The sequence below is a fragment of the Micromonospora sp. LHW51205 genome, from assembly GCF_003315815.1.
Taxonomy (GTDB): Bacteria; Actinomycetota; Actinomycetes; order Mycobacteriales; family Micromonosporaceae; genus Micromonospora; species Micromonospora chalcea.
Map to the genome: position 1 here is coordinate 134,091 of NZ_QMEZ01000008.1, position 25,071 is coordinate 159,161.

Sequence of the window (25,071 nt, forward strand, 5' to 3'; positions counted from 1 at the left end):
CTCAGACCCTCCGGACCACGCGGCGGCCGAGCAGGCCGGCCGGCCGCACCCACATGACGACGAGCAGCAGGCCGTAGACGACCACGTCGACGGCTGCCTGGTTGAGGTAGACCTGGGTGAAGGTCTCGATCGCGGCCACCGCGACGCCGCCCATCACCGCGCCTTGGAGGCTGTCCAGGCCGCCGAGCGCCGCCGCGACGAATCCCTTGACCAGCAGCAGGCCGATCTCCGGTGAGACGTCTGTCGACGGGGCGATCAGGACGGCGGCGACAGCGCTCACCGCGCCGGCGAGAGCCCAGGTGACCATCAGGGCCCGGCTCAGGTTGATGCCGACGATCTGGGCGCCGACCCGGTTCTGCGCGACCGCCTCCAGCGCGCGCCCGTACGTGGTGTAGCGGAAGAACAGCAGCAGCGCGGTCACCACGACGACCGTCGCGCCGAGCACCCACAGGTTCTGCGGTGTGATGCGTACACCGAGGACCTCGACCGGGTCGCGGGACAGCACCGGCGGGAACGGGAAGTGGTTGGACTGGTAGCGCAGGACGGCGAGCTCGCGCAGCAGCCCGCCGACCGCGAGGCTCGCGACGACGAACGTCCACGGTGAGGCGCTCATGATCCGGCGGAACACCGCGCGGTCGATGACCAGCCCCATCAGCGCGCCGCCCAGCGGCGCCAGAATCAGCACCAGGTAGAGGGGCAGGCCGGCGGTCAGCAGGGCGAGCGCGATGTACGCGCCGGCGAGCACCCAGTCGCCGGCCCCGAAGTTGACCAGGTCGGAGGACTTGAAGACCAGTACGAGACCCAGCGCCACGAGCGCATAGATCGCGCCGAGCGTGAGCGAGTTGACAAGCAGTTGGATGACTGTCACATCAGTACCTCGCTTGCGCCGCGGGCCCGGCCGGTGCGGCCGGGCCCGGGAGGGGTTGAGTCAGGAGCCGGAGACCTTGCCGGCGATCTGGGCGAGGCCGGCGTCGTCCACCGGTACCGCCTTGCCGCCCTGGACCCGCATCCAGACCAGGTCGACGAAGCACTCGTGGCGTTCGTTGGCGCAGCTGACGTTGGGGCTGATCGGCGTCGGCCTGGCGTCCTTGACGGCGGCGAGCGCCTCGATGAACTTCTCCGCCGTGAGGTCCTTGCCGGCCTCCTCCAGCGCGCTCTTGAGCAGATAGGCAGCGGTGTAGGAGAAGTTGTCGGCGTGGTTGGGCCGTCCGGTCGGCGCCGACGGGTACTCGGCCTTGTACTTCTGCAGGAACTCGCCCTGCGCGCCGGTGGTGTCGGTGAGGAACTGCGGCTCGTACCAGTTGAACAGCCAGTCCTCGGCGGCCGCCTCGTTGCCCGTCCAGACGGTGGCGTTGGCCTGGCCCGCGTCGCCGACGAACTGGGCCTTCAGCCCCAGCTCGCGAGCCTGCCGCAGGATGATCTTCGCGGCCGGGAACAGGCCACAGTTGACGACGACCTGCGGGTTGGCGTTACGGATCGCCACGAGCTGGCCGGTGAAGTCGTTGCCGGCGGCCGGGTACGTCTCGTTGGCGACCACCTGCAGGCCGCTCTTGCCCTGCAGCTCGGTCGCGACCTGGGCGCACAGCGTGCGGCCCCACTCGCCGTCCTCGTGCAGGATCGCGACCCGGGTGGCCTTGAGGTTGTCCGCGACCATGTCGGCGATGCTGGGCGCGACCCACTTGGTGGAGACGGCCTCGCCGTGGAACATGTTGTTGACCTCGGGGGTCTTGCGGGCGGCCTCGCTGCCGGAGAAGCCGTTGTAGACCGGCAGTCCGCTCTGCCGCAGCTGGTCGGCGACCGCGAGGAAGGTCGTGCTGCCCGTGCCGGCGTACACCATGAACGGCTTGTCCTGCTGGATGATGCGCCGCGCGACCTGCTGGGCCTGCGCGACCTGGAACGCGTCGTCGTGGAACTCGAACCGGATCTTCCGGCCGTGCACACCGCCCGCGGCGTTGATCTCCTTGACCGCGAGGGCGAAGCCGTCGCGGTTGCCGAGGCCGACCCAGCTGGCCGGACCGGTGATGGGGCCGAATCCCTGGATGTAGATCTCCGTGTCGGTGACGCCCTGTGTGCTGACCTGCGTGCCGCCGCCCTCACTCGAGGTGGTTGTGCAACCCGCAAGCGCCAACGCCAACAGGGCGATCGCCGTAACCGACTTTCGCACCATGAGCTGCCTCCAAACTGTGGCCGCGACGGCGGACGACGCGGAAGGCGTCGGGTGAAGCCGTCGCTCGCCAGGCCGGCTCCGAAGGTCACCGGGCGGAAGAGCACCAGCTCATCGCCCTGTCGGCCGGACTCGTCGCCTCAACCGGGCTGCCTCAGGAGCATAGGAAAAACGGTATCCAGTGTCCAGTATTCAGTTTTCCTCGACCGTGCCGATCGACCGAAGACGTGCCACGTCATCCGCCGTTCGGCCCAGCTCGGCCAACACCGCGGCGGTGTGCTCGCCGACCCGCGGCGCCGGCCGTCCGGCCGATAGCGGGGTACGGGACAGCCGCGGAGCCGGCGCCGGCTGCCACCGGCCCGCCGCCTCCTCGAACACCCCCCGGGCGACGTTGTGCGGATGGTGCGGCGCCTCGGCCAGCCGCAGCACCGGGCTGACGCAGGCGTCCCGCCCCGCGAACCGCCGCGCCCACTCGTCCCGGGTGGACGTCGCGAACCGCGCGGTCAGCGCGGACCGCAACGCCGGCCACCGGGTCCGGTCGTGCTGCGGCCACACGGCCGGGTCCAGGCCGACGCCGTGCAGCATCTCCACGTAGAAGCGCGGCTCCAGCGCGCCCACCGCCACGAATCCGCCGTCAGCGGTCTGGTACGTGTCGTAGAAGGGGCACCCGCCGTCGCTGAGGTTGGCCTCCCGCTCGTCCGTCCACTCGCCCATTGCGGCCAGGCCGTACACGAACGAGCCGAGCGACGCCGCTCCGTCCAGCACCGAGGCGTCGACCACCTGACCCAGCCCGGTCCGCCGCCGGTCCAGCAGCGCGGCCAGCACGCCGATCGCCAGGAAGGCCCCGCCGCCACCGAAGTCACCGACGTAGCCGGGCAGCGGTGGAGGCGGGGCGTCCGCCCGCCCCATCCCGTGCAGCAGGCCGGCGACGGCGAGGAAGTTGAGGTCGTGACCGGCCGCGGTCGACAGTGGCCCGTCCTGGCCCCAGCCGGTCATCCGCGCGTAGACCAGCCGCGGGTTGCGGGTCAGGCACACCTGCGGCCCGAAGCCTAGCCGCTCGGCCACGCCCGGCCGGAAACCCTCGACCAGGACGTCGGCGCCGTCGGCGAGGTCGAGCAGGATCTGCAGGCCCGCGTCGTGCTTGAGGTTCACCGCCACCGACCGCCGGCCCCGCCAGCAGCCGGCCATGAGCCGGCCCAGATCCGCCGGATCCGACGGGGCCCGGTCGACCCGGACGACGTCGGCGCCGAGGTCGGCCAGGAGCATCACGCCGTACGGCGCGGGTCCCAGTCCGGCCAGCTCCACCACGCGGACACCCGTCAACGGTCCCGCCATCTCGCGTACCTCCTCAGCGTGCGGACATACCGCCGTCCAGGTAGACGACCTGCCCGGTCATGTAGCGGCTGGCGTCGGACGCCAGGTGGACCACAGTCGGTCCGATCTCCGCCGGGACGCCGAACCGGCGGGCCGGCACCCGCGCCAGCACGCGCTCGGCCACCCCCTCCTCCGCCAGCCGGTCCCGGTTGATGCCGGTCGGGAAGTAGCCGAGGGCGAGGCAGTTGACGCGGATGCCGTACCGGGCCCACTCCACCGCCCAGCCGCGGGTGAGCTGGAAGACGGCGGCCTTGCTGGCGCCGTAGTGAGACAGTCCGGACGTTCCCGAGCGGCCCATCACCGACCCGATGTTGACCACCGCGCCGCCGCCCCGGTCGCGCATGTGCGCGGCGACCGCCCGGGCCGGCAGGAACGTACCGATCACGTTGGTCTCCAGGACCCGGCGGAACTCCGCGACGTCGAGCTCCAGCGCCCTGTGCTCCGACGCGACGCCGGCGTTGTTGACCAGCACGTCGATGCGCCCGTACCGGTCCACCGCCGACCGGGTGAGGGCGTCCACCTGCGCCTCGTCGGTCACGTCGCAGACCACCGGCAGGGCCGAGGCGCCCACCGACTCGACCAGTGCGCACGTCTCGTCGAGCGCCGCGCGGTCGCGGCCGGCGGCCACCACGGCGGCGCCCGCCCCGGCCAGTGCCAGGGCGGACTGCCGGCCGAGCCCGCGGCTGGCGCCGGTGACGACCGCGACCCGCCCCGACAGCGGCGTCATGCCGACCGCTTCGCGAGCTGCCGGGCCAGCACCAGCCGGTTGACGTCGTTGGTGCCGTCGTAGATCTGCGTGATCTTCGCGTCGCGCATGCACCGCTCGGCCTCGAACTCGCGCATGTAGCCGTAGCCGCCCATCAGCTGCACGGCGTCGCCGGCGACCCGCATCGCGACGTCGGAGCAGTAGACCTTCGCCGCGGCGGCCTCGACCGCCCGGTTCCCGTCCGGCGCCGCGTCGACGAACCGGGCGAGCCGCTGCACGATCAGCCGGGCGGTGACCACGGCGATGTACATGTCGGCGAGCCGCAACTGCACGGCCTGGAACTCCCGCACCGGCCGGCCGAACTGCCGCCGCTGCCGGGTGAACCCGTCGGCGATGTCGTACGCGCGCTGCGCGATGCCCACCGCCTGGGCCGCGGTGCTGATCCGCGCGTCGGACAGCACGTGCACGGCCGTGTGGAAGCCGACCCCCTCGGGTCCGAGCCGGGCCGTCGCCGGCACACGCACCTCGTCGAACGCCAGCTCGACCGTGTTCGACGCGCGGATGCCCATCTTCGCCAGTGGCCGGCCGGGCCGTACTCCCGGTGAGCGCGCGTCGACGACGAAGACGCTGATCCCGTCGCGTCCCGGCGACGTACGGGCGAACAGCGTGATCAGGTCGGCGACGCCGCCGCTGGTGATGAACATCTTCCGGCCGGAGACGACGTACCCGTCGCCGTCGCGGACCGCCCGCGTCGCGAGCGCCGGCACGTCGGTGCCAGCCTCCGGCTCGGTGATGGCGATCGCGCCGAGCGCCCGCCCGGCGGCGAGGCCGGGCAGCCACCGGCGCTTCTGCTCGTCGTCGCCGACGGCCAGGATCGGCAGCATCGCGTGGGTCTGCGTGATGAACGCGGTGGTGGTGGCCGCGCAGGCCCGCGCCAGCTCCTCGGTGACCAGCGCGTACTGGCGCATGCCGGCGCCCTGGCCGCCGTACCGCTCCGGGATCAGCAGCCCGAACAGCCCGGCCTCGCCGAGCAGCCGCATCGACGAGTGCGGGTACTCCTCCGCCTCGTCGATCCGCCGGGCCTCCCCGGCGATCCGCTCCCGCGCCAGCCGCCGGACCAGGTCGCGCAGTGCCCGGTCCTCGGCCGACAGCTCGATGTCGTCCATCGTGGACATGGCCGCTACGACGTCATGGTGAGGCCGCCGCTGACGCTCACCGTCTGGCCGGTGATGTACGAGGCGGCGTCCGAGGCCAGGAAGACCAGGGCGTTTGCCTGCTCGACGGGCTCGCCCATGCGCTTGAGCGGCACCGCCCGCACCATCTTCTCGATCACCCGCTGGTCGGTCTGGGCCCGGATGAGCGGGGTGTCGGTGGGCCCGGGCGAGATCGCGTTGATCCGCAGCTGGTGCCGGGCGACCTCCCGGGCCAGCGACTTGACGAAGCCGATCACGCCGGCCTTGGCCGCCGCGTACACCGTCTCCCCCATGGTGCCGACCTTCCCGGCGTCGGAGCTGGTCAGCACGATCGACCCGGAGCGCCGCTCGATCATGTGGTCGAGCACCGCCCGGCACAGGAAGATCGACCCCATCAGGTTGATGTCGATGATCCGGCGCCAGTACGCCTCGTCCTCGTCCACCAGGAACGTCGTGTCCGACCACCCGACCGTGCTGACCAGAATGTCGATGCGCCCGTACTCGGCCAGCACGTCGCGTACCAGGTCCTCGGTCTGGTCCCGGCGGGTGATGTCGACAGCGAACGCGGAGGACTTGGCGCCCGCCTCGACCAGCCGGGCCGCCGTGTCCTGCGCCCCGGCGAGATTGATGTCGGCGACCGCCACTGTGGCGCCGTTTGCGTGGAACACCTCGGCGGCCGATGCCCCGATGCCGCTGCCGGCGCCCACCACGAGCGCCACCTTGCCGTCACACCGCACCTGCGTCTCCCCTCACTTGCGGAACTTGCCGAACTGCGGCGGGCGCTTCTCCAGGAAGGCGCGGGTGCCCTCGTGGAACTCCTCGGTGCCGTGGATGAACGAGATCATCTGGTTGCCGTGCAGCACCGACGGCCACAACTGGTCGGACTCGTAGTTGAGCGAGATCTTCGCGACCCGCAGCGCCTGCGGGCTGAGCGTCAGCATCCGGTCGCACCACGCGCGTACCGTGGTGTCGAGTTCCTCGACCGGCACGACCTTGTTGATCAAGCCCATGTCGAGCGCCTCGCGCGCGGTGTACTGCTCGCAGAGGAAGATGATCTCGCGGGCCTTCTTCTCGCCCACCATCCGCGGCAGCAGTTGCGTGCCCCACCACACCGGCACCGAGCCCATCTTCGGCCCGGACTGCCCGAAGCGGGAGTCCTCGGAGGCGACAGTGAGGTCGCACAGCATCTGCAACTCGTTGCCGCCGCCGACGGCGAAGCCGCGCACCCGCGCGATGATCGGCTTGCCGCAGCCGCGCATGACCAGGGACAGGATCGTCGTACGGCGGGCCATCTGGATGGCGCCGGACTCGTCGGACGCCTCTTCCCAGTGGATGTCCCCGCCGGCGCAGAACGCCTTGTCCCCGGCGCCGGTCAGCACGATCACGCCCACCTCACGGTCGGCCTCCGCGGCCCGGAACGCGTCGATCAGCTCGTCGAGCGTCTCCGACCGGAAGGCGTTACGGCGCTCCGGCCGGTTGATGGTGATGGTCGCGACGTTGTCGGCGACCTCGTACAGGATGTCGCTGTAGCTGCTCATGCCTCTCCCTGGTTGCTGGGGAATCTCGGGGCCACACGTCGGTAGAAGGCGTCCAGGCCGGCCCGCGCGTCGGCGGAGGCCATGTGGGCCAGCGCGATCGGGCGTTCGGCGGCGAGGGCCGCGCCCACGTCGAGTCCGGCGCCGGCGGCCAGCGCGCGTTTGATCGCCGCGCTGGCGAGCGGACTGCGGGTGGCCAGGAGGGCGGCCATCTCGCTCGCCCGGGCGACGACCCGGTCGGCCGGTACCGCCTCGTTGGCCAGGCCTGCCGCCACGGCGTCGGCCGCCGGGATCTCCTCACCGGACAGCAGCAGCCACCGGGCCCGCCGGTCACCGATCAGCCGGGGCAGGCGCTGGGCGCTGCCCCCGCCGGGGAAGAGCCCGTAGCGGGCGTGCTGGTCGCCGAGCCGGGCGTCGTCGGCGACGACCGCGACGTCGCACACCTGGAACAGCTCGAAGCCGCCGGCGAAGGCGATCCCGTGCACCGCCGCGACGGTGGGCCGGCTGCACGCCGCGACCGCGTCGAACGCGTCGTGCCAGTCCTGCATGAAGGCGGCGAACGCCGCCGGGTCACCGACGATGTCGCCGAGGGCGTGCATGTCGGCGCCGGCGCTGAACACCCGGCCGTTGCCGCGCACGACGACCGCCCGCACTCCCGGGTCGGCCTCGATCGTGGCGATGTGCTCGCGCAGCAGCCGCAACGTGGCCGGGTCGATCGCGTTCAGCCGGTCGGGACGGTTGAGCACCAGGTGGGCGACTCCGTCCGCGCGTTCCAGTAGCACTTCCTCGGGCATCAGTTCCTCCTCCGCGAGGGCTAGGTGTCGATCCGCCGCAACTCGCGTCGGAAGCGGGCCGCGTTCTCGACGTAGGCGCGCACCGCGTGTGCCTGCCAGTCCTCCTGGCCGGCGGGCAGGTCGCGCAGGCGGGCCGGTACGCCGACCGCGAGCCGTTCGGGCGGCACCTCGGCGCCCTCCCGGACGAGCGCGCCGGCGGCCACCACGCTGCCGGCGCCGATCCGCACCCGGTTGAGCACGATCGAGCCCGAGCCGATCAGGCACCGGTCGGCGACCGCGCAGCCCTCCAGGTGCGCCAGGTGCCCGACGACGCAGTCGGCCCCGATCTCCGTGGGGTGGTCCGCCACGCTGTGCAGGACCGTTCCGTCCTGGACGGAGGTCCGGGCGCCGACCCGGATCACGCCGTAGTCGCCGCGCAGCACCGCGCCCGGCCACACGCTCGACTCCGGTCCCAGCTCCACCGAGCCGATCACGACGGCGTCCGGGTGCACGTACGCCGACGGGTCGATCCGCGGCGTCCGGTCACCGAGCGCGTACAGAGGCATCGCCGTCCGCCTTTCCGTGCAGCCGGCCGAGGAACGTCCGGGCCGGGTCGTACCGGCGCAACGCGGACAGCTCCGCGGACGTCGGATCCGGCTCGCGGGCGACGCCGCGGGCGATGTCGAGGTCCCAGCCGCAGCCGGCGCGCAACCGCTCGACCGCCTCGGCGTCCGACTCGCCGGAGCGCGCGACGAACGCCGTCGCCACGAACCGTCCGTCCACCCGCTCCAGCACCCCGGCGGTGGAGACGACGGTACGGACACCGTGACCGGGCGACGTCACGTACGGCACCCGCCGGACCAGGCGGTGGCTGCCGTGCGCCACTGTCACCAGCACCTCCTCGGCCGAGGTCGCGATGTCGTTGGCGCCGCCGGAGCCCACGATGTAGCTGCCGTCCTCGGCGTACGTCGAATTGGTGTTGCCGTCGGCGTCGACCTGCCCGGCGCCGATCACGCCCAGCGACCGGGTGGCCGGCCCGCCGACGAACGCGCCGAGCACGGTGGCGACGTCGGTGAGCAGTGCGCACGTGGGCAGGTTGCGGTGCGCGAAGATGAACGGCTCGCCGGGGCGGGGACGGTAGCCGAACATGCCGATCTCGGCCATCAGCTCCACGTCGGCGCCGACGGCCTGCAGGCCGGTGACCGCCAGCCACGAGGCCAGGTTGGCCTGGCCGACGCCGGCCAGGACCGCGTCGAAGTCCTGCTTGCGGACCCGCCCGGCGATCCGGCGGGCGGCCGTGACGACCATCGCCTCCGCGTCGGTCCACCGGTCCGGCGGATCGGCCGCGGCGGTCAGCGTCGAGCGCCAGCCGTCCTCCTCGGCCTGGGCCCGCAGCGCGGCTATCCGGTTCGGCCCGAGTTTGGCCAGGTAGGCGTCGTGGTCGGCGGTGCCGAGCAGCCACTCGTCGATCCACCGGCGGAACTCGGCCGGGTCGTTGGACGCCCGCACCACCTCGGCCATGAACTCCTCGTCCGGCACGTAGCCGGCGACCCCGTCGAGGCCGGGGTTGAACAGCCCGTACGGGTGCGAGCCCAGGGGCACCTCGCAGACCGCGAGGACTGCGTGCGCCGGTACGCGCACGAGGGCCGCGTGCTCGCGGATCGTCTCGGTGTCGACGATGCGCTCGACGGAGGCGATCGCGCCGCGCCGCGCCGCGAGCGCGCCCCACGCCCCCTCGCCGTACGGCGCGGAGAGCACCACGTTGCCGGCCCGGTCGGCGGCCACGCCGTGCAGCAGCACCACGTCGGGCCGGAGGGCGGCGACGACACCGGACGGCGGCCCGCCGAACGGGTCGGCCACCTCGGCGAATCCGCGGCCGTGCAGCGCGGCGCCGAGGTCGCTGCCGGCGAGCGACCGGACGGGCAGGTGCGGCACGCCCAGCGCGGCGGCCATGAGGCGGGCCGTCAGCGACCACAGCGACCAGCTCTCCACCTCGATCCGGCCCTCGCGCACCGCCCGCTGGAACGCCCGGTTCGGGCGGGGAGCGGGGAGGTTCTCGCCGGCGAACGAGGCCACCAGACGGTCGAGCACGCCGAGTTCGACGAGCGCGTGCTGGCTGCTGACCAGACCGGCGGTGACCAGCGTCAACCCGGCGGGCCGGCCGGCGAAACGGCGGACCAGTTGGTGCAGCGCCGCGTTGGGGCGGGCGTCGGCGTACGCGACGTGCACGACGTCGCCCGGGCGCACGTGCGTCTCGACCGCGGCCGCGAGCGTGCTGACCTTGTCCGGCGACCGTCCGTTCGGACCCGCGCCGGTCGCCGCCGTCACGCCGCCGCCCGCGCGGGACCGGCGTCGGTGACCACGGCGACGCAGGCCAGCGATCCCGGACCGCCGAGCGCGTGGGCCAGACCCGTGCGGGCGCCGGGCACCTGCCGAACGCCCGCGCGGCCCCACACCTGGTCGCACACGTCGACGACCATCCGTACGCCGGTCGCGCCGATCGGGTGCCCGCAGGCCTTGAGGCCGCCGCTGGTGTTGACCGGCAGCGCGCCGCCCGGCCCGGTGGCGCCGCTCAGCACAAGGTCACGCCCCTCCCCCTTGCCGCACAGGCCGAGGTCCTCGTAGTTGACCACTTCGGTGATCGTGAAGCAGTCGTGCAGTTCGACGACGTCGATCTCGTCGAACGGCCGGGTGACGCCCGCCTGCTCGTACGCGCTCGCGGCAGCCGACCGGGTGGACTCGAACCCCAGCAGGTCCGAGCGGGAGCTCGTGTTGGCGGTGAAGTACCCGAGGTCGTTGGACATCGCGATGCCGCTGATCGCGGCCGCCCGTCGACCGCGGGAGTCGGATTCGCGCACCAGGACCAGCGCCGCCGCGCCGTCGGTGGTCGGGCAGGCGTCGAGCAGGCCGATCGGGCCCGACAGCGGCGGCGCCGCCTCCACCTGTTCCGCCGAGACGGCCCGGCGGAAGTGGGCCCGGGGGTTGAGCTCACCGTATGCGTGGTTCTTCATCGCGACCGCCGTCATCGCCGGTCGCGGGTCCCCGTAGACGGCCCGGTACCGCTCGGCGACCAGCCCGAAGATGCCCGGCGCCGTCCGGCCCTTGCTGAGCACCGGATGACCGCGGTTGACGTGCTGCATGACGAGGCTGCCGCGGGGGCCCACGTCGCGCATCTTCTCGGCGCCGACGACCAGCGCGACGTCGCACGTGTGCGCGCGCAGGGCGGCCACGGCCTGCCGGATGGCGTCCAGTCCGGACGCGCAGTACGCGGCGACCCGGGTGACCGGCCGTCCGTGCATGCCGATCGGCTCGGCCAGCGACGTGCCGGCGTTGCCCTCGTCGGAGTAGGTGTAGGCGAACGCGGTGCCGAGCCAGGCCGCGTCGACGTCGGCGAGCGTGATGCCGGCGTCGGCGGTGACCGCACGCACCACGTCCCGGACGAGGTCGGCGTAGCCGCGGTCGAAGAACTCGCCGAACTTCGTGCTCGCCGCGCCGATGGCGACGACGTCTTCACCCATCGAGATCGACCTTCCAGAAGTAGTGCGGCAGGCCGGATGCGGTGTGCAGCCGGCGGAGCACGAGCCGGACCCGGTCGCCGACGGCGAGCCGGCGTGGCACGTCGCGAACCGCCTGCCCGAAGAAGCGGCCGCCGCCGTCGAGGTCCACCACGACCATCTGCACCGGGTCGGACGAGTCGAAGAGGTGGTCGACCGAGTGGGTCGCCACGACGCCCGTGCGCCGCAACGGCTGGTCGGCGACCTCGAACGACCCGCACAGCTCGCAGACGCCGGCTCGCGGGAACCCGATGCCGCCGCAGTCGGAGCATCGATAGCCGGTGGGTCCGAGCAGGGCCGGCATCTCCCGCCAGAGCTCGGCCGGCGACGTCCACGGCCCGGGTGCTTCGGTGGCGCGACCGTGCCAGGCGGCGAGGCCGTACGCCTTCGTGCCGCGCGCCGCGCTCGCGGCCGGCTCCGCGGGTTCCTCCGCGGCGTCGGTGCCCGCGGTGAGGACCGCGCCGCCGCCGCCCCAGCCGAGGTCGAGGACGGCCACCGCGCCGTCTGGTCCGGCGGCGCGCAGCCGGTCGAGCGCGGTGAGCAGCGCGTGCGCGGCCGAGGCGCCGGGGCCTCCCGTGCCGCCGCCGGCCTGCCACACCGAGGGCACCTCCCACCGCTTGGCCCAGCGCGCGCCGCGCAGCCGGGTGCCGCACGTGACGACGACACCGGCGAGGTCGGCGGTGGTCCGTCCGGCGGCCTTGAGCAAGTCGGCGAGCAGCGCGTCGCCCTCGACCGCGACGAGCGCCTCCTCGACGAACCGCGCGTCCTGCTGGTCCGGTGCCGGACCGGTACGCCACCTGTCGAATGTCAGCGTGTGACGGGCGGCGACCGCGGCCACCCGGGCCACCCGTGGCGGGCCGAAGCGGACGGCGGCCGCGGCGGAGGCCGTCGCCGGCGCGCCGGCCCCGGCCGGGCGGCGGTGGTCGACCAGCAGGCCCAGGCCGGGCTGCGCCAGCCGGGCGGCGAGCGCCAGCAGGTCCGGTGCCCCCGCGTCGGGCGCGAGCGGAACCACTGCCGCCGGCTCCCCGAGCACGCCGGTCGCCCGGGCGTGCGCCACGAGCGCCCGCGTCTCGATGTCACTGTCGGGCACGCGAAGCAGTACCGGGCCCTCCGCCTCGACACGGGGCAGGCCGGTCAGCGACTCCCACATGAGAGTGAACGCGTCCTCGTCCGGGCCGGGCACCGAGACGTCCGGCGAGCTCGCTGTCTCGCGCGTCAGGTAGTCGTCGAGCCGGTATGCCGGCACGTATCCGGAGACATCGGCAATCCCCACCTCATGCACGCTCGGCCCCTGTCCGTCGTGATCGGTCGTGGGCAGACTGTATACCGAATCCCGGATACGGGCAACGGAAAATGGCGCTAGGGTGTCGTCCCATGACAGACGTTCTCGGTGTGGGCCTGGTGGGTCTCAGCGCGAAGGGCGGCTGGGCCGCACGGGCCCACCTGCCGGCGCTCGCCGCGGTGCCCGGCTACGAGCTGCGGGCGCTCGCGGCCAGCGACGCCACCGCGGCGGCCGAGGCCGCGCGACGGTACGGCGTCCCCCGGGCGTACGCCACCGTCGAGGACCTGGCGGCCGACGAAGGTGTCGACCTGATCGTCGTCGCCGTGCGGGCCGACCGGCACCGGGCCTGCCTGCTGCCGGCGCTCGCGGCCGGCAAACCCGTGCTCTGCGAATGGCCGCTGGGCACCGGCCTCGCCGAAGCCGAGGAACTCGCCGCCGCCGCGCGCGGGACGCGCACCGCCGTCGGTCTCCAGGCCCGGTCGGCGGCGCCGATCCGGTACCTGCGCGACCTGATCGCCGACGGCTACGTCGGCCGGGTGCTGTCGACCACGATGACCGGCGCCGGCGGGCTGTGGGGACCGACCTACGGCTCGTACGCCGCCTACACCCTCGACCCCGCGTACGGAGCGACGCTGCTGTCCGTGCCGTTCGGACACGCCGTCGACGCCCTGTGCGCCGTCCTCGGTGAGCTGCGGCCGGTACGCGCGCTGACCGCCAACCGGCTACCCCGGGTACGCCACGCCCGCACCGGCGAGATCGCCGAGAAACGCACCGACGACCAGGTCGTGGCGGTCGGGCTCGTCGACGACGACGCCGTGGCGACCGTCCACTACCGGGGCGGACCGGCACGCGGCGACGGACTCCGCTGGGAGATCACCGGGACCTCGGGCGAACTGCTCGTGACCTGCCCCGGGCACCTGCAACACGGCCCCGTCCGCATCCGCGGCGGGCGGGACGACGACCGCGAGCTCACCGACCTGCCCGTCCCGGCCCGCTACGACCGCTCATCCGGCCTGGCCGCGCCGGCCGGTCCGGTCGCTGAGGCGTACGCCCTGCTGGCGGCCGGCGACGGCGCCGTACCGGACTTCGAGCACGCGGTCCGCCGGCACCGCATGCTCACCGACATCGCCGAATCCGGTCGAGCCGGATAGGCCGTGTCGGGCCATACTCGCCCCCATTGGGCATGGCAAATTCGTGAATCCTCCCCGGCACCGGATACCGTGCACACGTTCACCACGTGAGAGAGGCGGACAGGTGGGCATCGACAGCAGCGCCAGCGCCCGAGCGGTGATCCAGCGAGATCCGTTGGGCACCCAGATCGCGGCCGCCCTCCGGCAGGACATCTTCTTCGGCCGGCTGCTGCCCGGCACACGACTGTCGCAACAGGAACTCTGCGAGCACTTCGGCACGAGCCGCATGCCCGTGCGTGACGCCCTGCGCGAGCTGGTCTACGACGGCCTGCTCGAACTCGACGGCGGCCGCCACACAGTCGTCGCGCCGCTGAACAAGGCCGACCTGCGCGACTCGTTCCTCATCGAGGGCATGCTCAACGGGCTCGCCGCGCGGCGGGCGATCGAGTTCGCCACCGAGGCGGACTACGCGGTCCTCGAAGACCTGCACCGGCGCATGGAGAGCTACCACGAGAACTCCGAACGCACCAACCTCGCCGACCTCAACTGGCAGTTCCACCGGCACATCAACAAGCTTTCCGGGTCCCGCAAACTGATGGCCGCGATCAGGGTGGTTTCGCTGAACGTGCCGCGCGACTACCTGCTCGAAGTGCCGCAGTGGAGGAAGCGTTCGAACGCCGACCACGAGGGAATTCTCGCGGCGATGCGGGCAGGCGACGGGGAACGGGTCGAGCACATGATGACCGACCATCTGGTCAGCTCGGCCGAAGGGCTCATCGAATACCTGACGTCCAAAGGCGTGCGTCTCACGTAGTACTCGGCGGCCGCAACGCGCCTCGATCCGTCGGACGACAGCGGCATCGCGTATCGGCCCTCGCGCCGATTCACTGACCGTGGCTCGCCCGCGTTCGCCACTCGTCCAGGCGCGTACCGGCGATGCGGGCGCCGTCGGCGGGAACCAGCGAGCGTTCGGCCACCGCGGCACCGGTCAGCGCCTCCGCCACTCCTTCGCCGGTCAGCGTGTTCACGCCGGTCTTCGGCGACGCCGCCACCGCTTCGTGGCCCTGGGCATCGAGGATCTTCACGAGCTTGGAGCCGATGTCGTCGCGCCGGAGGCCCTACCCGCCAGAGGCGTCGCCCCGGTCGGCCTCCGTGAAGCGTGGGAGCAGCGGCCAGACAGGGGTGAACATCTCGTCCTGCCAGCCCGGTCCCAGCGCTCGGCTGACATTGACGTACACCGGCCCGTGGGACGTGTTCAATCGCCAGTTGTCCCATTGGTCCAGATCGTGCTCAGCAAACCGCGCCAGCAAGCGGAACATGGTTGCCACTTCGGAGTCGGTGAGCGGGCCTCCTGGCTGGTCTCCCATCTCAGCAGAGTGTCACCAGCGGGCCGATCGCACCAGGCCGGAGCCCGGCGTCGGCAAAGCGCGCGCCGGTCGGCGGCCGATCCAAAGCTCCGGTCGCGGACATGCTGTGGCCGGCAGTCGCGTCGCTGCGGGCGAGGCGGTGCGGGGGGGTGCCGGGAGCTGCTGGCCGAGTTCGCCGTACGAGAGGCGCGGGCCGCCGCAGACCGGGAACGGGAGGCGCACCCGCGAGTGCAGCAGGAGCGGTTGCGGCTGGCGCGGGAGTTCCAAGATGCGGTCGCGCACCCGATAGCGGCGGTGAACGTGCAGACGGGAGTGCCTGTGGCCGCCTTCGACCAGCGTCCAGACGCGGCGCGCGGCGTTGGCTCAGGCACGGGCATCCAGCCGGGACGCCCTGCGTGAGCTGCGGACCACGGCGGCGCTGCTGCGCCACGCGGTGCCCGGTGACTCGACCGATCCCGCCCCGCGCCTTGGCCAGCTCGATGAGCTCTGGCGCGACTGCCCGGTGGTGGCAGTGGAGTCAATGGGCTCGACACCGCCCTGCCGATCTACTATTCGCCCCGACACGGGATTGACGTCGGCCACACCCCATCGGCGGCGCCGACCTGCGGTTGGCCTACGTGTATCGACGTCGGGTCGGCACACGTGAACCCACGCACGTGGCCCAGCGCGCTCGACTGCGACCCGGTCGAGGACCTGCTGCGGCCGGCGGAGGTGAGCGAGAATGCCGCCAGGCTCCGAGGGGACGGACAACGAAGCGCGAGGCGCTTGCGGCCGCGACAGAATTTGCTGCTGACAGTTTCGACCTGATGGAGACACGCTTCAGCTGCGCCGAGCAGGGCCAGTGAGTCGGCAACCCGCGGATCCATCAGTTGATGCCCGATGTCAGGCCGATGCGAGGTGGCTTTCATCAAGCCAGTCCCGGAGCCCCCGTCGGCGGGGTCTGCGCGTTCGGGCAGCGGGCGTAGTCTTCTCGCTGACGCCGCCAATTCGTAGTGCGCCCACTGGATCGCAGGGAGAGCGATGGGGAACGATACCCAGTCAGCACTTGGCACGACACCCCAATCGCTAGCCGAGGTTCGGGAGATCTTCGGCGAGCGGTTCGTGGCGGCACGCGTCGAGGCCGAGGCGGATGCCCGCGACCTACTCGACAAACGCGCTGGCTCCATGAGCGTCGACGAGGCATTGCAGCTGGGGCGGCTGTTCAACCGGCATGAGAAGACCGGCCAGGTGCGCCTGGACCGGTTTTCGCCCGGCTTCGCCGGGGCCGTGATGAACAAGCTGACCGAAGACATCGACCGGTTCAACCGCGTAGTCGCGGAGCTGTGGTCCTCTCCGGCCGACGAGGCATTGGCGTTGCTCGGCCGCATGTTCACCGACCGTTCGGTGCTGCCCGGTGCAGGCTCGTCGTTGCCGAGCATGCTGCTGTATCTTCGCGATCCGGAGCAGTTCGGGGTCTGTATCAATGCCACGATGAAGGGCCTCGCTCACGTATCGGGCAAGACGTTCCGAGCGGACGGTCAGGTCGGCTACGAGCGATTCTGTCAGGCCCTGCGGACGTGGCGTGAACAGTATGGTGTCGCGCCACAAGAAGCGGACGCGGTGCTCACAAACATCATGCGGGCCGCCACCGCACCAAGCGTCGCAGGGCCCGTTGCCAAAACAGCGACGGTTATCGACGTTCCTCCGAGCGGACGACTCACCGTTGAACAGGTGGCAGACCAGTGCTTCCTGCCCGTGGAGCAGATCGACAAATGGGTTGCGGCGCTACACGGACCGATGCGTCAAGCGGTGTTCTTCGGGCCCCCTGGGACCGGGAAGACGTGGGTCGCCTTGAAGCTTGCCCATCACCTCGCGACCTCGCCCGACCATGTCGAACTCGTGCAGTTCCACCCGGCATACTCTTACGAAGACTTCGTCGAAGGCCTGCGGCCCGACTTGGCCGACGGCGGCGCCCTGCGCTACACCCCGCGCGATGGGGTGTTCTTGAAGCTGTGCGAGCGGGCACGCAAAGGCCCACCCGATGACGTGTTCGTGCTCGTCATCGACGAGATGAACCGAGCTGACCTTGCTGCCGTCTTCGGTGAGCTGCTCTTCCTGCTCGAGTACCGGGCTGTCAAACCAGCAGTGCTGCCGTACTCGCAACGGCAGTTCTCGGTGCCGCCCAACGTCATCATCCTCGGGACCATGAACACGGCAGACCGCAGCCTCGCACTCGTTGACTTCGCCCTGCGCCGCAGGTTCAACGCCTTCCACCTGCACCCCAGCGATGACGTTCTCACCAGGTGGTCCAGCGTGCGCTCCGACGTGGACGCCGACCTGCTGCTCGGCATGTTCCGGATGATCCGCGACCGAGTTGGTCGCCAGTCACCGGTCAGCCCTGGCCACTCGTACTGGATGGTCGAGCAGATCGACGCCGCAACAGCCGAGACCATCTGGTCCTACCAGCTGTACCCGTACCTGGCAGAGCACTGGTTCGAGCGGCCAGAAGATCTGGACCGGTTGGACGTCGATATCCGCGCCCTCATCGCCGAGCGAAGCTGAATGCTGCACCTGCGCGAATACAAGGTCAGCCGGGTCGCGCTCACCGAGCGGGAAGCCGGCGAACTGGGACGGCTGACCCGCGGCTCGGCGGCCCGACGGGACGAGCCCCGGATCATCCAGCAGATCCTGCCGTCTGGGGAGCCCGGGCTCTATGACGTGCAACCAGGGCCGTACGTTGGACGATTCACGCTCGGTTCCCTGCGCACGGTCGACATCGCCAGCCGCTTTCCATTCGCGGATCTCCGTGAGCTGCTGCAGCTTGCCACACGCCCGCCCGTGCTGCTACGCGACACCGCAGCCGCTGGCAGCGCCGGCCGTGGCCTGGTCGATCTCATCGCCACCGCTTTCGCTCGGGAGACAGAGCGCCTGGTCGGATTTGGCTTAGCCAAGGAGTACCAAGCTCGAACCTTCACCCGATCGCCCTACCCTGGCAGCCCCGATGTGACTACCCACCTCGCCAAGTATCTCGGGCGCCCCGATCGCCTGGTAACCAAGGCCAAGCGCCTGACCCAGGACATTCAGCTCAACCAGACCATCGCCGCCGCGCACCGAGTGCTCCTACAGCAGCACTACCCCGATCAGGCGCTGTCGGCCCGGCTGCGAGCACTCAGCCCATGCCTCGCGTCGATCTCGCAAGTCGCAGACCCTCAACGACTGATGCAGCGCCGCCCGACCTTCATACCGTCGCGATACCAAAATGCCTACGCGCTGGCATTGCTCGTCCTCGCCGGCCAAACCGTGCTTCCGACCGCCGCCGGTGCCTCCGGCGTCACGGTCCTGTTCAACATGACGAAGGTCTGGGAGACCTACGTCGGCCACTGGCTCGCGAACCAACTACCAGCCGGACACCGAATTTCAGCTCAACACCCCGTGGCGCTCACCGACGACCCACAGCCCATGACCGCGTACGCGGACTTCGTCATCCTCGACGAACAGCACAAGCCCGTGGCGGTTTACGACGCCAAGTACCGGCACTGGCAGGCCAAACCGAAGGCCGACGAGCTCTACCAGCTGAGTACCTACGCCCGCCGACTCCACGTGCAGCGAGCTGCACTGCTCTACCCGGGCCATGAAGGCCAAGGCAGCCACGTCACCGTCGGCGACCTCTGGATCGCCACGATAGGCGTGCCGGTTCTCAGCTCAGCGCTCGCTGCCGCCCAGACTCACGGCGGCTGAGTCAGCTCAAGCGCCACAGCCGACTCCGGCGCAGCACCCGGCCCACACCTCTTCCAAGTGGAGGTCGAAAGCCGCCGCCCGCTCATCCGGCGATTGTGCTACGTCAGGCCGCTCATGGAGGAGGTCGTGCGTGCTGCGATTTACGGACTCGACCACTTCGCCAACGCGGTCTCCCGAACCAGCAGTCCGGGCCGTTCAGGCAACAGTTACATGTCGGAGCCGCTGGCAGCCCGGAAGTCCATGGTCATCATCGGTGCCGGATTGCAGCTGGCACCCAAGTGATCACCGCGCTTACGCCCACCGCGGCCGGCTCCAACGGGATTGTCCAGAGCAATCACGCCGGGGCGTAGCGGCGCACTCCGTCGACGTCGGCAGCCTTCAGCCGCCCCTGCGCCACCAGCAGGTCGAGGTGGGCGGCCGTCTCGGTGACGGCAAGCATCTGGTTGAACAGGTCCAGGTCGGCGAAGGCACGCTCCCGCCTGGTCCAGGTCAGTTGACCCGCCGCCTCGTAAGCCGTCGTCGCGTCACGCACGACCCCGCACGCCTGGTCGAGTCGCTTCGCGTGATGGTGCAGGAGTTCGTCGACGCGCGCGTGGACACTCGGGCCGACTGGGCCGTGCGCGGGCAGCATCCGCTGGTCGGGCAGAGACCGGACCAACCGCAACGAATCCAGGTAGTCCCCGAGTGGCAGCGCCGCGGCCGCCGCCTCGAAGCCGATGGACGGTGTGATGTGCGGAAGGACGTGGTCGCCGGTGAACATCAGCTCCGCGTCGCGATCGAGGAAGACGACGTGCCCACGGGTGTGTCCCGGGGTCGCCACCACCCGCAGGGTCCTGGTCGGTAGGACGACGTCGGTTCCCCCGGCCAACCAGTCGTCCGGCGCCGCCCAGTCCGTCGGATCATGCCGCGCCGACTCGGCCCGCGCGCGCAGCGCTTCGACGATCTCGCCCGCACCGCATCGCATCAGCGCCTGCCAGTGTTCGGACATCGGCCGGTGGCCCGGAGTCGACAGCTCGCGGATAGAGGGTTCCTCGCCCTCGCCGAGGCTCACCGTGGTGCCGAACTCGCGCCGTACGGCCACCGCCATCGCGTAGTGGTCGCGGTGCACGTGCGTCACGAGGAACCGGCGTACGTCCGCAAGGCCCGCGCCCAGGGCAGCCAGGGCCGCGTCCAATGCCTGTCGGGCCGCCGTGATGGCCCAGCCCGAGTCGACCAGCACGAGGCCGTCGTCACCGGCCAGGGCGTACACGTTCACCGATCGCAGACCGTCCTGCGGTAGCGGCAGCGGAATGCGGTACACCCCGGCGGCCACCTCGAACACGCCCGGACGCGTCCAGTCCGACGTCACGTCATCGGGCTCGACCCGCATCGCTGCTGCCCCCACCATTCGCCGTCCTCCATCCAGAGCATGACCGACACGACTGTGTCACTTGCGCTTGCGGATCTCCTCGGCGGCCTGGGGGACGACCTTGAACAGGTCGCCGACCACGCCGTAGTCGGCGAGTTCGAAGATCGGCGCTTCGGCGTCCTTGTTGACCGCGACGATGGTCTTCGAGGTCTGCATGCCGGCCCGGTGCTGGATCGCCCCGGAGATACCCAGCGCGACATACAGCTGCGGAGACACCGTCTTGCCGGTCTGGCCGACCTGGAACTGGTGCGGGTAGTAGCCGGAGTCGACTGCCGCGCGGGACGCGCCGACCGCGCCGCCGAGCAGGTCGGCGATCTCCTCGACCAGCTTGAAGTTGTCCGCGTTACCGACACCCCGCCCGCCGGACACCACCACAGAGGCTTCGGTCAGCTCGGGGCGGGAGCCCTTCTGCTCCGCGACCCGCTCCACCACCTTCGCCAGCTTGTCCGCGTCGGTGACCGACACGGTCAGCTGCTCCACCGCCGGGCTGGCCGCGGCCGGGACCGGGTTGAGCGAGTTCGGCCGGACGGTGACCAGCGGCAGACCCTTGGTGACCTTCGCCTTGACGATCGTGGAGCCGGCGAACGCCACCTGCGTGGCGGTGCCGTCGGCGGCCAGGCCGACCACGTCGGTCAGGATGCCGTTGTCCAGCTTCACCGCCAGCCGCGCGGCAATCTCCTTGCCCTCCTGCGACGACGCCAGCAGCACCGCCGCCGGCTGCACCCGCGCGACGAGGTCGGCGACCACAGTCGCCTTGGGGGCCACCAGGTAGCCGTCGATCTCCTCACCCTCGGCCGCGTAGATCTTCTCCGCGCCGTACTCGCCGAGCTTGGCGCTCAGCGCCTCGGCGGCGCCGGCGCCACCGAGGACGACCGCGCTCGGGGTGCCCAGCTCGCGGGCGAGGGTGAGCATCTCGAGGGTGACCTTCTTGACGCCGAACTCCCGGGTGGCTTCGACGACGACGAGAACCTCAGACATGTCAGTGACCTCTCACACGAACTTCTCGGAGGCGAGGAACTCGACCAGCTTCACGCCGCCGTCGCCCTCGTCGGTGATCTTCTCGCCGCCGGAACGCGGCGGGCGCTTGGAGTGCTCCACCACCGCGCTGGTGGCGCCGTCGAAGCCCACCTCGGCCGGGGCCACGCCCAGGTCGCCCAGGGAGAGCGTCTGCACCGGCTTCTTCTTGGCCGCCATGATGCCCTTGAAGGACGGGTACCGCGGCTCGTTGATGGTGTCCCAGACGGAGACCACAGCCGGGGTCGAGGCGGTGACCACCTCGTAGCCCTCCTCGGTCTGCCGCTCGACGGTCAGGCTGGACCCGTCGACGGTGAGCTTGCGCGCGCCGGTCAGCGCGGCCACGCCCAGCCGCTCGGCGATCATGTGCGGCATCACCTGCACCCGGCCGTCGGTCGACTCCGCACCGCACAGAACCAGATCGGCGCCCAACTGCCCGAGCGCGGCGGCGAGGACCTTCGAGGTGGCCACCGCGCAGGAACCGTGCAGGGCGTCGTCCACCACGTGGACGGCCTTGTCCGGGCCCATGGACAGCGCCTTACGGATCGACTCGGTCGCCCGGTCCGGACCCATCGTCAGGATGGTGACCTCACCACCGTGCGCTTCCTTGATCTTCAACGCCTCTTCGATGGCGTACTCGTCCATCTCATTGATGACGTTGTTCGCCGAACCGCGGTCGACGGTGTTGTCGTCAGAACGCAGGCTGCGGTCCGCGCCCGAATCAGGCACCTGCTTGACGAGTACGACGATATTCATCGCTTCGATCACCTTTCCTGTCTCGCGGCGTCACGCATGCTCCGGGCGTCCTGGCCACCGAGGGAGTCACTGCCCACCTCGGCATTGTGCGCGTGCGCAACGTGGTGCAGCCCGAACACCGAATCCATTCCGTCCCGCAGGCCCATGAGGTCCTCGGCCTGGTTGACCGCCTTCTTGGTCAGCGCGAGACCCAGACGCGGCATCTGCGCGATCCGTGCGGCGAGCCCCATGACCTCGGCCTCGAGCTCGTCTCTGGCGACCACCCGGTTGACCATGCCCAGCTCGGCGGCGCGCGCCGCCGGCATCCGGTCGCCGGTGAAGAGGAACTCCTTGGCGAAGCGCGGACCCATCACCCACGGGTGGGCGAAGTACTCGACGCCGGGGATCCCCATGCGGACGACCGGATCGGCGAAGAACGCGTCGTCCGAGGCGACGATCAGGTCGCAGGACCAGGCGAGCATGAGGCCCCCGGCGATGCACGCTCCCTGCACCATCGCGATCATCGGCTTGGGCAGCTCACGCCAGCGGCGGCACATCCCGAGGTACACCTCGGACTCCCGGGCGAACCGGCTGTCGGCCCCGGCCTTGCCCACATGGTCCCACCACAGTCCGGCCCGCCGGTCGAACGACGAGTCGATGTCCCGGCCCGGCGTACCGATGTCGTGGCCGGCCGAGAAGTGCTTCCCCGCGCCCGCCAGGACGATGACCTTCACCTCGTCGTCCGCGGCCGCGCGGTAGAACGCGTCGTCGAGCGCGTAGGTCATCGCCGAGTTCTGCGCGTTGCGGTACTCCGGCCGGTTCATCGTCACGACGGCCACCGGCCCCCGCGTCTCGTACCGGACGACCTCCGCCGCCGCCTGCGGGGCCACGCCGCTGGTCTCGCTCATCTGGATCTCCTTCTCACGGGTCGGTGTACGTCGTGCGGGGCCGGCGGTCAGGACGCGGGGCGCACGCCGGTCAGGCCGACACCGAGGTCGTCCAGCAGAGCCGCCCGGTGCCAGGCGGCGCTGCCCCACGACGACTCCAGAGCCCACGACCGCTTGAGGAACAGGTGCAGGTCGTACTCGGTGGTGTAACCGATCGCGCCGTGGCACTGCAGGGCGGCCCGGCCCACGACGTGCGCCGCCTCGGACGCCAGCGCCTTGGCCGTCGCCAGGGCGCGCAGCCGGCCCGGAAGGCCCGCGGCCAGTTCGAACCCGGCCGTCGCCACCACCGGTACGGCGAACTCCAGGTGCAGCAGCGCCGTGGCGAGGTGGTGCTTGACCGCCTGGAAGCTGCCGATCGGCACCCCGAACTGCTCCCGGGTGCGGACGTGCTCGACAGTGAGGTCGAGCATCCGCCGGGACAGCCCGATGAGCTCGGCCGAGGTCGCCAGCACCCCGCGCTCCCAGGCCAGCCGCACCACCTGCGGGTCGTCCACTGCCGCCACGAGCCGCGCGCCTGCGTACCCGGTCAGGTCCAGCGCGACGTCCACCGACGGCGACGTCGAGACCGCCGCGTCGGACACGTCGAGAATCTCGATGCGCCCCGTCCCACCGAAGCCGCCGCGCAGCACCAGGTCGACACCGGAACCGAACGCGACATGCCCGGTCTCCGCAGGGTCGACGCCGACCGTGAGGCCCCCGTCGACGAGCTTCGCCAGCAGGTCCGGAGCGCCCGCGGCGAGCACCGCCGGGGCGACCGCGAGGGTCGCCGTGAGCGGCAGCGGCGCGGCGGCGTACCCGATCTGCGCGAAGACCGACACGAGGTGGTTCTCGTCCAGGCCCAGCCCTCCGTCGTCCTCGGCCACGAGCAGCCCCGCAACGCCGAGACCGGCCAGGCTCTCGGCCAGTGCGGCCACCTGCGCCGATCCGGCTCCGGCGCGTACCGTCTGCGGCGGGCACCGGTCGGTGAGCACCTGACGGACGACCGCCTCCAGCTCCCGCTGCTCGTCACTCGGAGCGAAACGCACGCGTGATCACCTCCTCGGCAGACCGAGCAGGCGCTCGGCGATGATGTTGCGCTGGATCTCGTTGGTGCCCGCGTAGATCGGGCCCGACAGCGAGAACTGGTAGCCGCGGGTCCACGGCCCGTCGACGAGCGCGTCCGGGCCGAGCAGTTCCAGCGCCGTCTCGTGCAACGCGATGTCCAGCTCGGACCAGAAGACCTTGTTGAGGCTCGAACGTGCGCCGGCCGGGCGACCCTCGACGATGTCGGTGACCTGAGCCAGCGTGAACTGCTGGTAGGCGTGCGCCTGCATCCACGAGCGCGCCACCCGGTCGCGGAGCAGGTCGGTCGCCGCTTCGCCCCGCTCGCCCGCGAGCGCCACGAGCGCGGCTGCCGCCTTGAGGAAACGCCCCGGTGAGCGCAGCGTCAGTCCCCGCTCCGAGCCGGTCGTCGACATCGCGACCGACCAGCCCTGGTCGACGCCGCCGAGGACCGCCGAGTCCGGTACGAACGCGTTCTCGAAGAACACGTCGGCGAAGCCCTCGTCACCGTCGAGCCGGTCGAACCCGCGCACCGTCACGCCCGGGGTGTCCAACGGCACGAGGAAGTACGTCAGTCCGCGGTGCCGCTGCGCCTGCGGGTCGGTACGGAACAGCCCGAACAGGTGGGTGCAGAACGCGCCCCGGGTCGACCAGGTCTTCTGCCCGCTCAGGCGCCACCCGCCGGCCTGCTCGTCCCGTACCGCCCGGGACGTGATCCCGGCCAGGTCGCTGCCCGCGCCCGGCTCGGACCAGCCCTGGGCCCACAGGTCCTGCGCCGCCGCCATCCGCGGCAGCAGCTCGTCCTGCTGCTGCTTCGTGCCGAATTCGAAGATCGTCGGGGCGAGCAGGAAGATGCCGTTCTGCGTCACCCGCTGCGGCGCGCCGGCCCGGTAGTACTCCTCCTCGAAGATGAGCCACTGCCAGATCGAGGCCTCGCGGCCGCCGTACTCCTGCGGCCACGACACGACCGACCACCGGTCCGCGTGCAGTGCCCGCTCCCACTCCAGGTGGGCGGCGAAGCCCGCCGCGGTGTCGCCGGAGGGCAGCGGCTGCCGCGGTACGTTCGCGGTGAGCCAGTCGCGGGCCTCCGCACGGAACTGCTCGTCCTGTGCCGACCAGGTCAGATCCATC

24 protein-coding genes are annotated in these 25,071 nt (G+C 71.4%); 4 read left to right on the forward strand and 20 right to left on the reverse strand.

Annotation, left to right across the window (positions count from 1 at the left end):
* Position 1: 1 nt before the first annotated feature.
* The 12 genes from DQE82_RS25260 to DQE82_RS25315 form a co-directional block, all read right to left on the reverse strand.
* Positions 2–868, reverse strand: a complete 867-nt coding sequence (locus DQE82_RS25260; protein ID WP_113974365.1) for a branched-chain amino acid ABC transporter permease — start codon at positions 866–868, stop codon at positions 2–4.
* 60 nt (positions 869–928) lie between these two features.
* Positions 929–2,164, reverse strand: coding sequence for an ABC transporter substrate-binding protein (locus tag DQE82_RS25265; RefSeq protein WP_158560009.1), 1,236 nt, complete (start codon positions 2,162–2,164; stop codon positions 929–931).
* A gap of 192 nt (positions 2,165–2,356) precedes the next feature.
* The gene (locus DQE82_RS25270) at positions 2,357–3,499 is read right to left on the reverse strand and encodes a CaiB/BaiF CoA-transferase family protein (RefSeq protein ID WP_113974369.1); all 1,143 of its coding nucleotides are present in this window, start codon (positions 3,497–3,499) and stop codon (positions 2,357–2,359) included.
* 13 nt (positions 3,500–3,512) lie between these two features.
* Positions 3,513–4,265, reverse strand: a complete 753-nt coding sequence (locus DQE82_RS25275) for an SDR family NAD(P)-dependent oxidoreductase (protein WP_113974371.1) — start codon at positions 4,263–4,265, stop codon at positions 3,513–3,515.
* A complete protein-coding gene (locus tag DQE82_RS25280; protein WP_199496106.1) occupies positions 4,262–5,419 on the reverse strand; it encodes an acyl-CoA dehydrogenase family protein in 1,158 nt (385 codons plus the stop codon). Before DQE82_RS25280 ends, DQE82_RS25275 begins: the two co-directional genes overlap by 4 nt.
* 5 nt (positions 5,420–5,424) lie before the next feature.
* Complete coding sequence (locus tag DQE82_RS25285; RefSeq protein ID WP_043324799.1) at positions 5,425–6,174, reverse strand: SDR family NAD(P)-dependent oxidoreductase; 750 nt, start codon at positions 6,172–6,174, stop codon at positions 5,425–5,427.
* 12 nt (positions 6,175–6,186) lie between these two features.
* Complete coding sequence (locus DQE82_RS25290; RefSeq protein WP_043324800.1) at positions 6,187–6,975, reverse strand: enoyl-CoA hydratase-related protein; 789 nt, start codon at positions 6,973–6,975, stop codon at positions 6,187–6,189.
* Positions 6,972–7,766, reverse strand: coding sequence for an enoyl-CoA hydratase/isomerase family protein (locus DQE82_RS25295; protein WP_113974373.1), 795 nt, complete (start codon positions 7,764–7,766; stop codon positions 6,972–6,974). Before DQE82_RS25295 ends, DQE82_RS25290 begins: the two co-directional genes overlap by 4 nt.
* A gap of 20 nt (positions 7,767–7,786) precedes the next feature.
* Positions 7,787–8,311, reverse strand: coding sequence for a gamma carbonic anhydrase family protein (locus DQE82_RS25300; protein WP_113974375.1), 525 nt, complete (start codon positions 8,309–8,311; stop codon positions 7,787–7,789).
* Entirely contained in the window at positions 8,289–10,073 is a 1,785-nt protein-coding gene (locus tag DQE82_RS25305; protein ID WP_113974377.1) for a CoA-transferase, read from the reverse strand. The genes DQE82_RS25300 and DQE82_RS25305 overlap by 23 nt, the downstream gene beginning before the upstream one ends.
* Positions 10,070–11,263 (reverse strand): thiolase family protein, encoded by a 1,194-nt coding sequence (locus tag DQE82_RS25310; protein ID WP_043324802.1) that lies wholly within the window; start codon positions 11,261–11,263, stop codon positions 10,070–10,072. Before DQE82_RS25310 ends, DQE82_RS25305 begins: the two co-directional genes overlap by 4 nt.
* On the reverse strand, positions 11,256–12,572 hold the full coding sequence (locus DQE82_RS25315) for a Zn-ribbon domain-containing OB-fold protein (RefSeq protein WP_147265165.1): 1,317 nt from the start codon (positions 12,570–12,572) through the stop codon (positions 11,256–11,258). The genes DQE82_RS25310 and DQE82_RS25315 overlap by 8 nt, the downstream gene beginning before the upstream one ends.
* Positions 12,573–12,673: 101 nt before the next feature.
* Here DQE82_RS25315 and DQE82_RS25320 point away from each other — a divergent pair, with 101 nt between their 5' ends.
* Both DQE82_RS25320 and DQE82_RS25325 read left to right on the forward strand, forming a co-directional pair.
* A complete protein-coding gene (locus tag DQE82_RS25320) occupies positions 12,674–13,732 on the forward strand; it encodes a Gfo/Idh/MocA family protein (RefSeq protein ID WP_104113718.1) in 1,059 nt (352 codons plus the stop codon).
* A gap of 103 nt (positions 13,733–13,835) precedes the next feature.
* Positions 13,836–14,525, forward strand: a complete 690-nt coding sequence (locus tag DQE82_RS25325) for a GntR family transcriptional regulator (protein ID WP_051611019.1) — start codon at positions 13,836–13,838, stop codon at positions 14,523–14,525.
* A 70-nt stretch (positions 14,526–14,595) separates the two neighbouring features.
* Here DQE82_RS25325 and DQE82_RS31220 read toward each other — a convergent pair whose 3' ends face one another.
* Together DQE82_RS31220 and DQE82_RS25335 are read right to left on the reverse strand one after the other, a co-directional pair.
* Positions 14,596–14,796 (reverse strand): hypothetical protein, encoded by a 201-nt coding sequence (locus tag DQE82_RS31220; protein ID WP_208635240.1) that lies wholly within the window; start codon positions 14,794–14,796, stop codon positions 14,596–14,598.
* A gap of 33 nt (positions 14,797–14,829) precedes the next feature.
* Positions 14,830–15,030: a hypothetical protein gene (locus DQE82_RS25335; RefSeq protein ID WP_167435559.1), complete on the reverse strand. Its 201-nt coding sequence runs from the start codon at positions 15,028–15,030 to the stop codon at positions 14,830–14,832.
* Positions 15,031–16,098: 1,068 nt separating this feature from the next.
* Between DQE82_RS25335 and DQE82_RS25340 the strand changes: the two genes are divergently transcribed.
* Together DQE82_RS25340 and DQE82_RS25345 are read left to right on the forward strand one after the other, a co-directional pair.
* Positions 16,099–17,619, forward strand: a complete 1,521-nt coding sequence (locus tag DQE82_RS25340) for an McrB family protein (RefSeq protein ID WP_113974380.1) — start codon at positions 16,099–16,101, stop codon at positions 17,617–17,619.
* The gene (locus DQE82_RS25345; RefSeq protein WP_113974382.1) at positions 17,620–18,795 is read left to right on the forward strand and encodes a hypothetical protein; all 1,176 of its coding nucleotides are present in this window, start codon (positions 17,620–17,622) and stop codon (positions 18,793–18,795) included. It abuts the gene before it with no gap.
* A 334-nt stretch (positions 18,796–19,129) separates the two neighbouring features.
* Here the strand turns inward: DQE82_RS25345 and DQE82_RS25355 are convergent, their stop codons facing one another.
* The 6 genes from DQE82_RS25355 to DQE82_RS25380 are packed head-to-tail and all read right to left on the reverse strand — an operon-like array spanning position 19,130 to position 25,070.
* Positions 19,130–20,164, reverse strand: coding sequence for an MBL fold metallo-hydrolase (locus DQE82_RS25355; protein ID WP_113974471.1), 1,035 nt, complete (start codon positions 20,162–20,164; stop codon positions 19,130–19,132).
* 57 nt (positions 20,165–20,221) lie between these two features.
* Positions 20,222–21,181 carry an electron transfer flavoprotein subunit alpha/FixB family protein gene (locus tag DQE82_RS25360; protein WP_113974386.1) on the reverse strand — a complete coding sequence of 320 codons (960 nt, stop codon included), beginning with the start codon at positions 21,179–21,181 and terminating at the stop codon, positions 20,222–20,224.
* Positions 21,182–21,193: 12 nt separating this feature from the next.
* Positions 21,194–21,973 (reverse strand): electron transfer flavoprotein subunit beta/FixA family protein, encoded by a 780-nt coding sequence (locus DQE82_RS25365; RefSeq protein ID WP_113974472.1) that lies wholly within the window; start codon positions 21,971–21,973, stop codon positions 21,194–21,196.
* An 8-nt stretch (positions 21,974–21,981) separates the two neighbouring features.
* Positions 21,982–22,860, reverse strand: coding sequence for an enoyl-CoA hydratase (locus DQE82_RS25370; RefSeq protein ID WP_113974388.1), 879 nt, complete (start codon positions 22,858–22,860; stop codon positions 21,982–21,984).
* Between the two features lie 47 nt (positions 22,861–22,907).
* Positions 22,908–23,924 carry an acyl-CoA dehydrogenase gene (locus DQE82_RS25375; RefSeq protein ID WP_113974390.1) on the reverse strand — a complete coding sequence of 339 codons (1,017 nt, stop codon included), beginning with the start codon at positions 23,922–23,924 and terminating at the stop codon, positions 22,908–22,910.
* Positions 23,925–23,930: 6 nt separating this feature from the next.
* Positions 23,931–25,070 (reverse strand): acyl-CoA dehydrogenase family protein, encoded by a 1,140-nt coding sequence (locus tag DQE82_RS25380; RefSeq protein WP_064446326.1) that lies wholly within the window; start codon positions 25,068–25,070, stop codon positions 23,931–23,933.
* Position 25,071 lies beyond the last annotated feature (1 nt).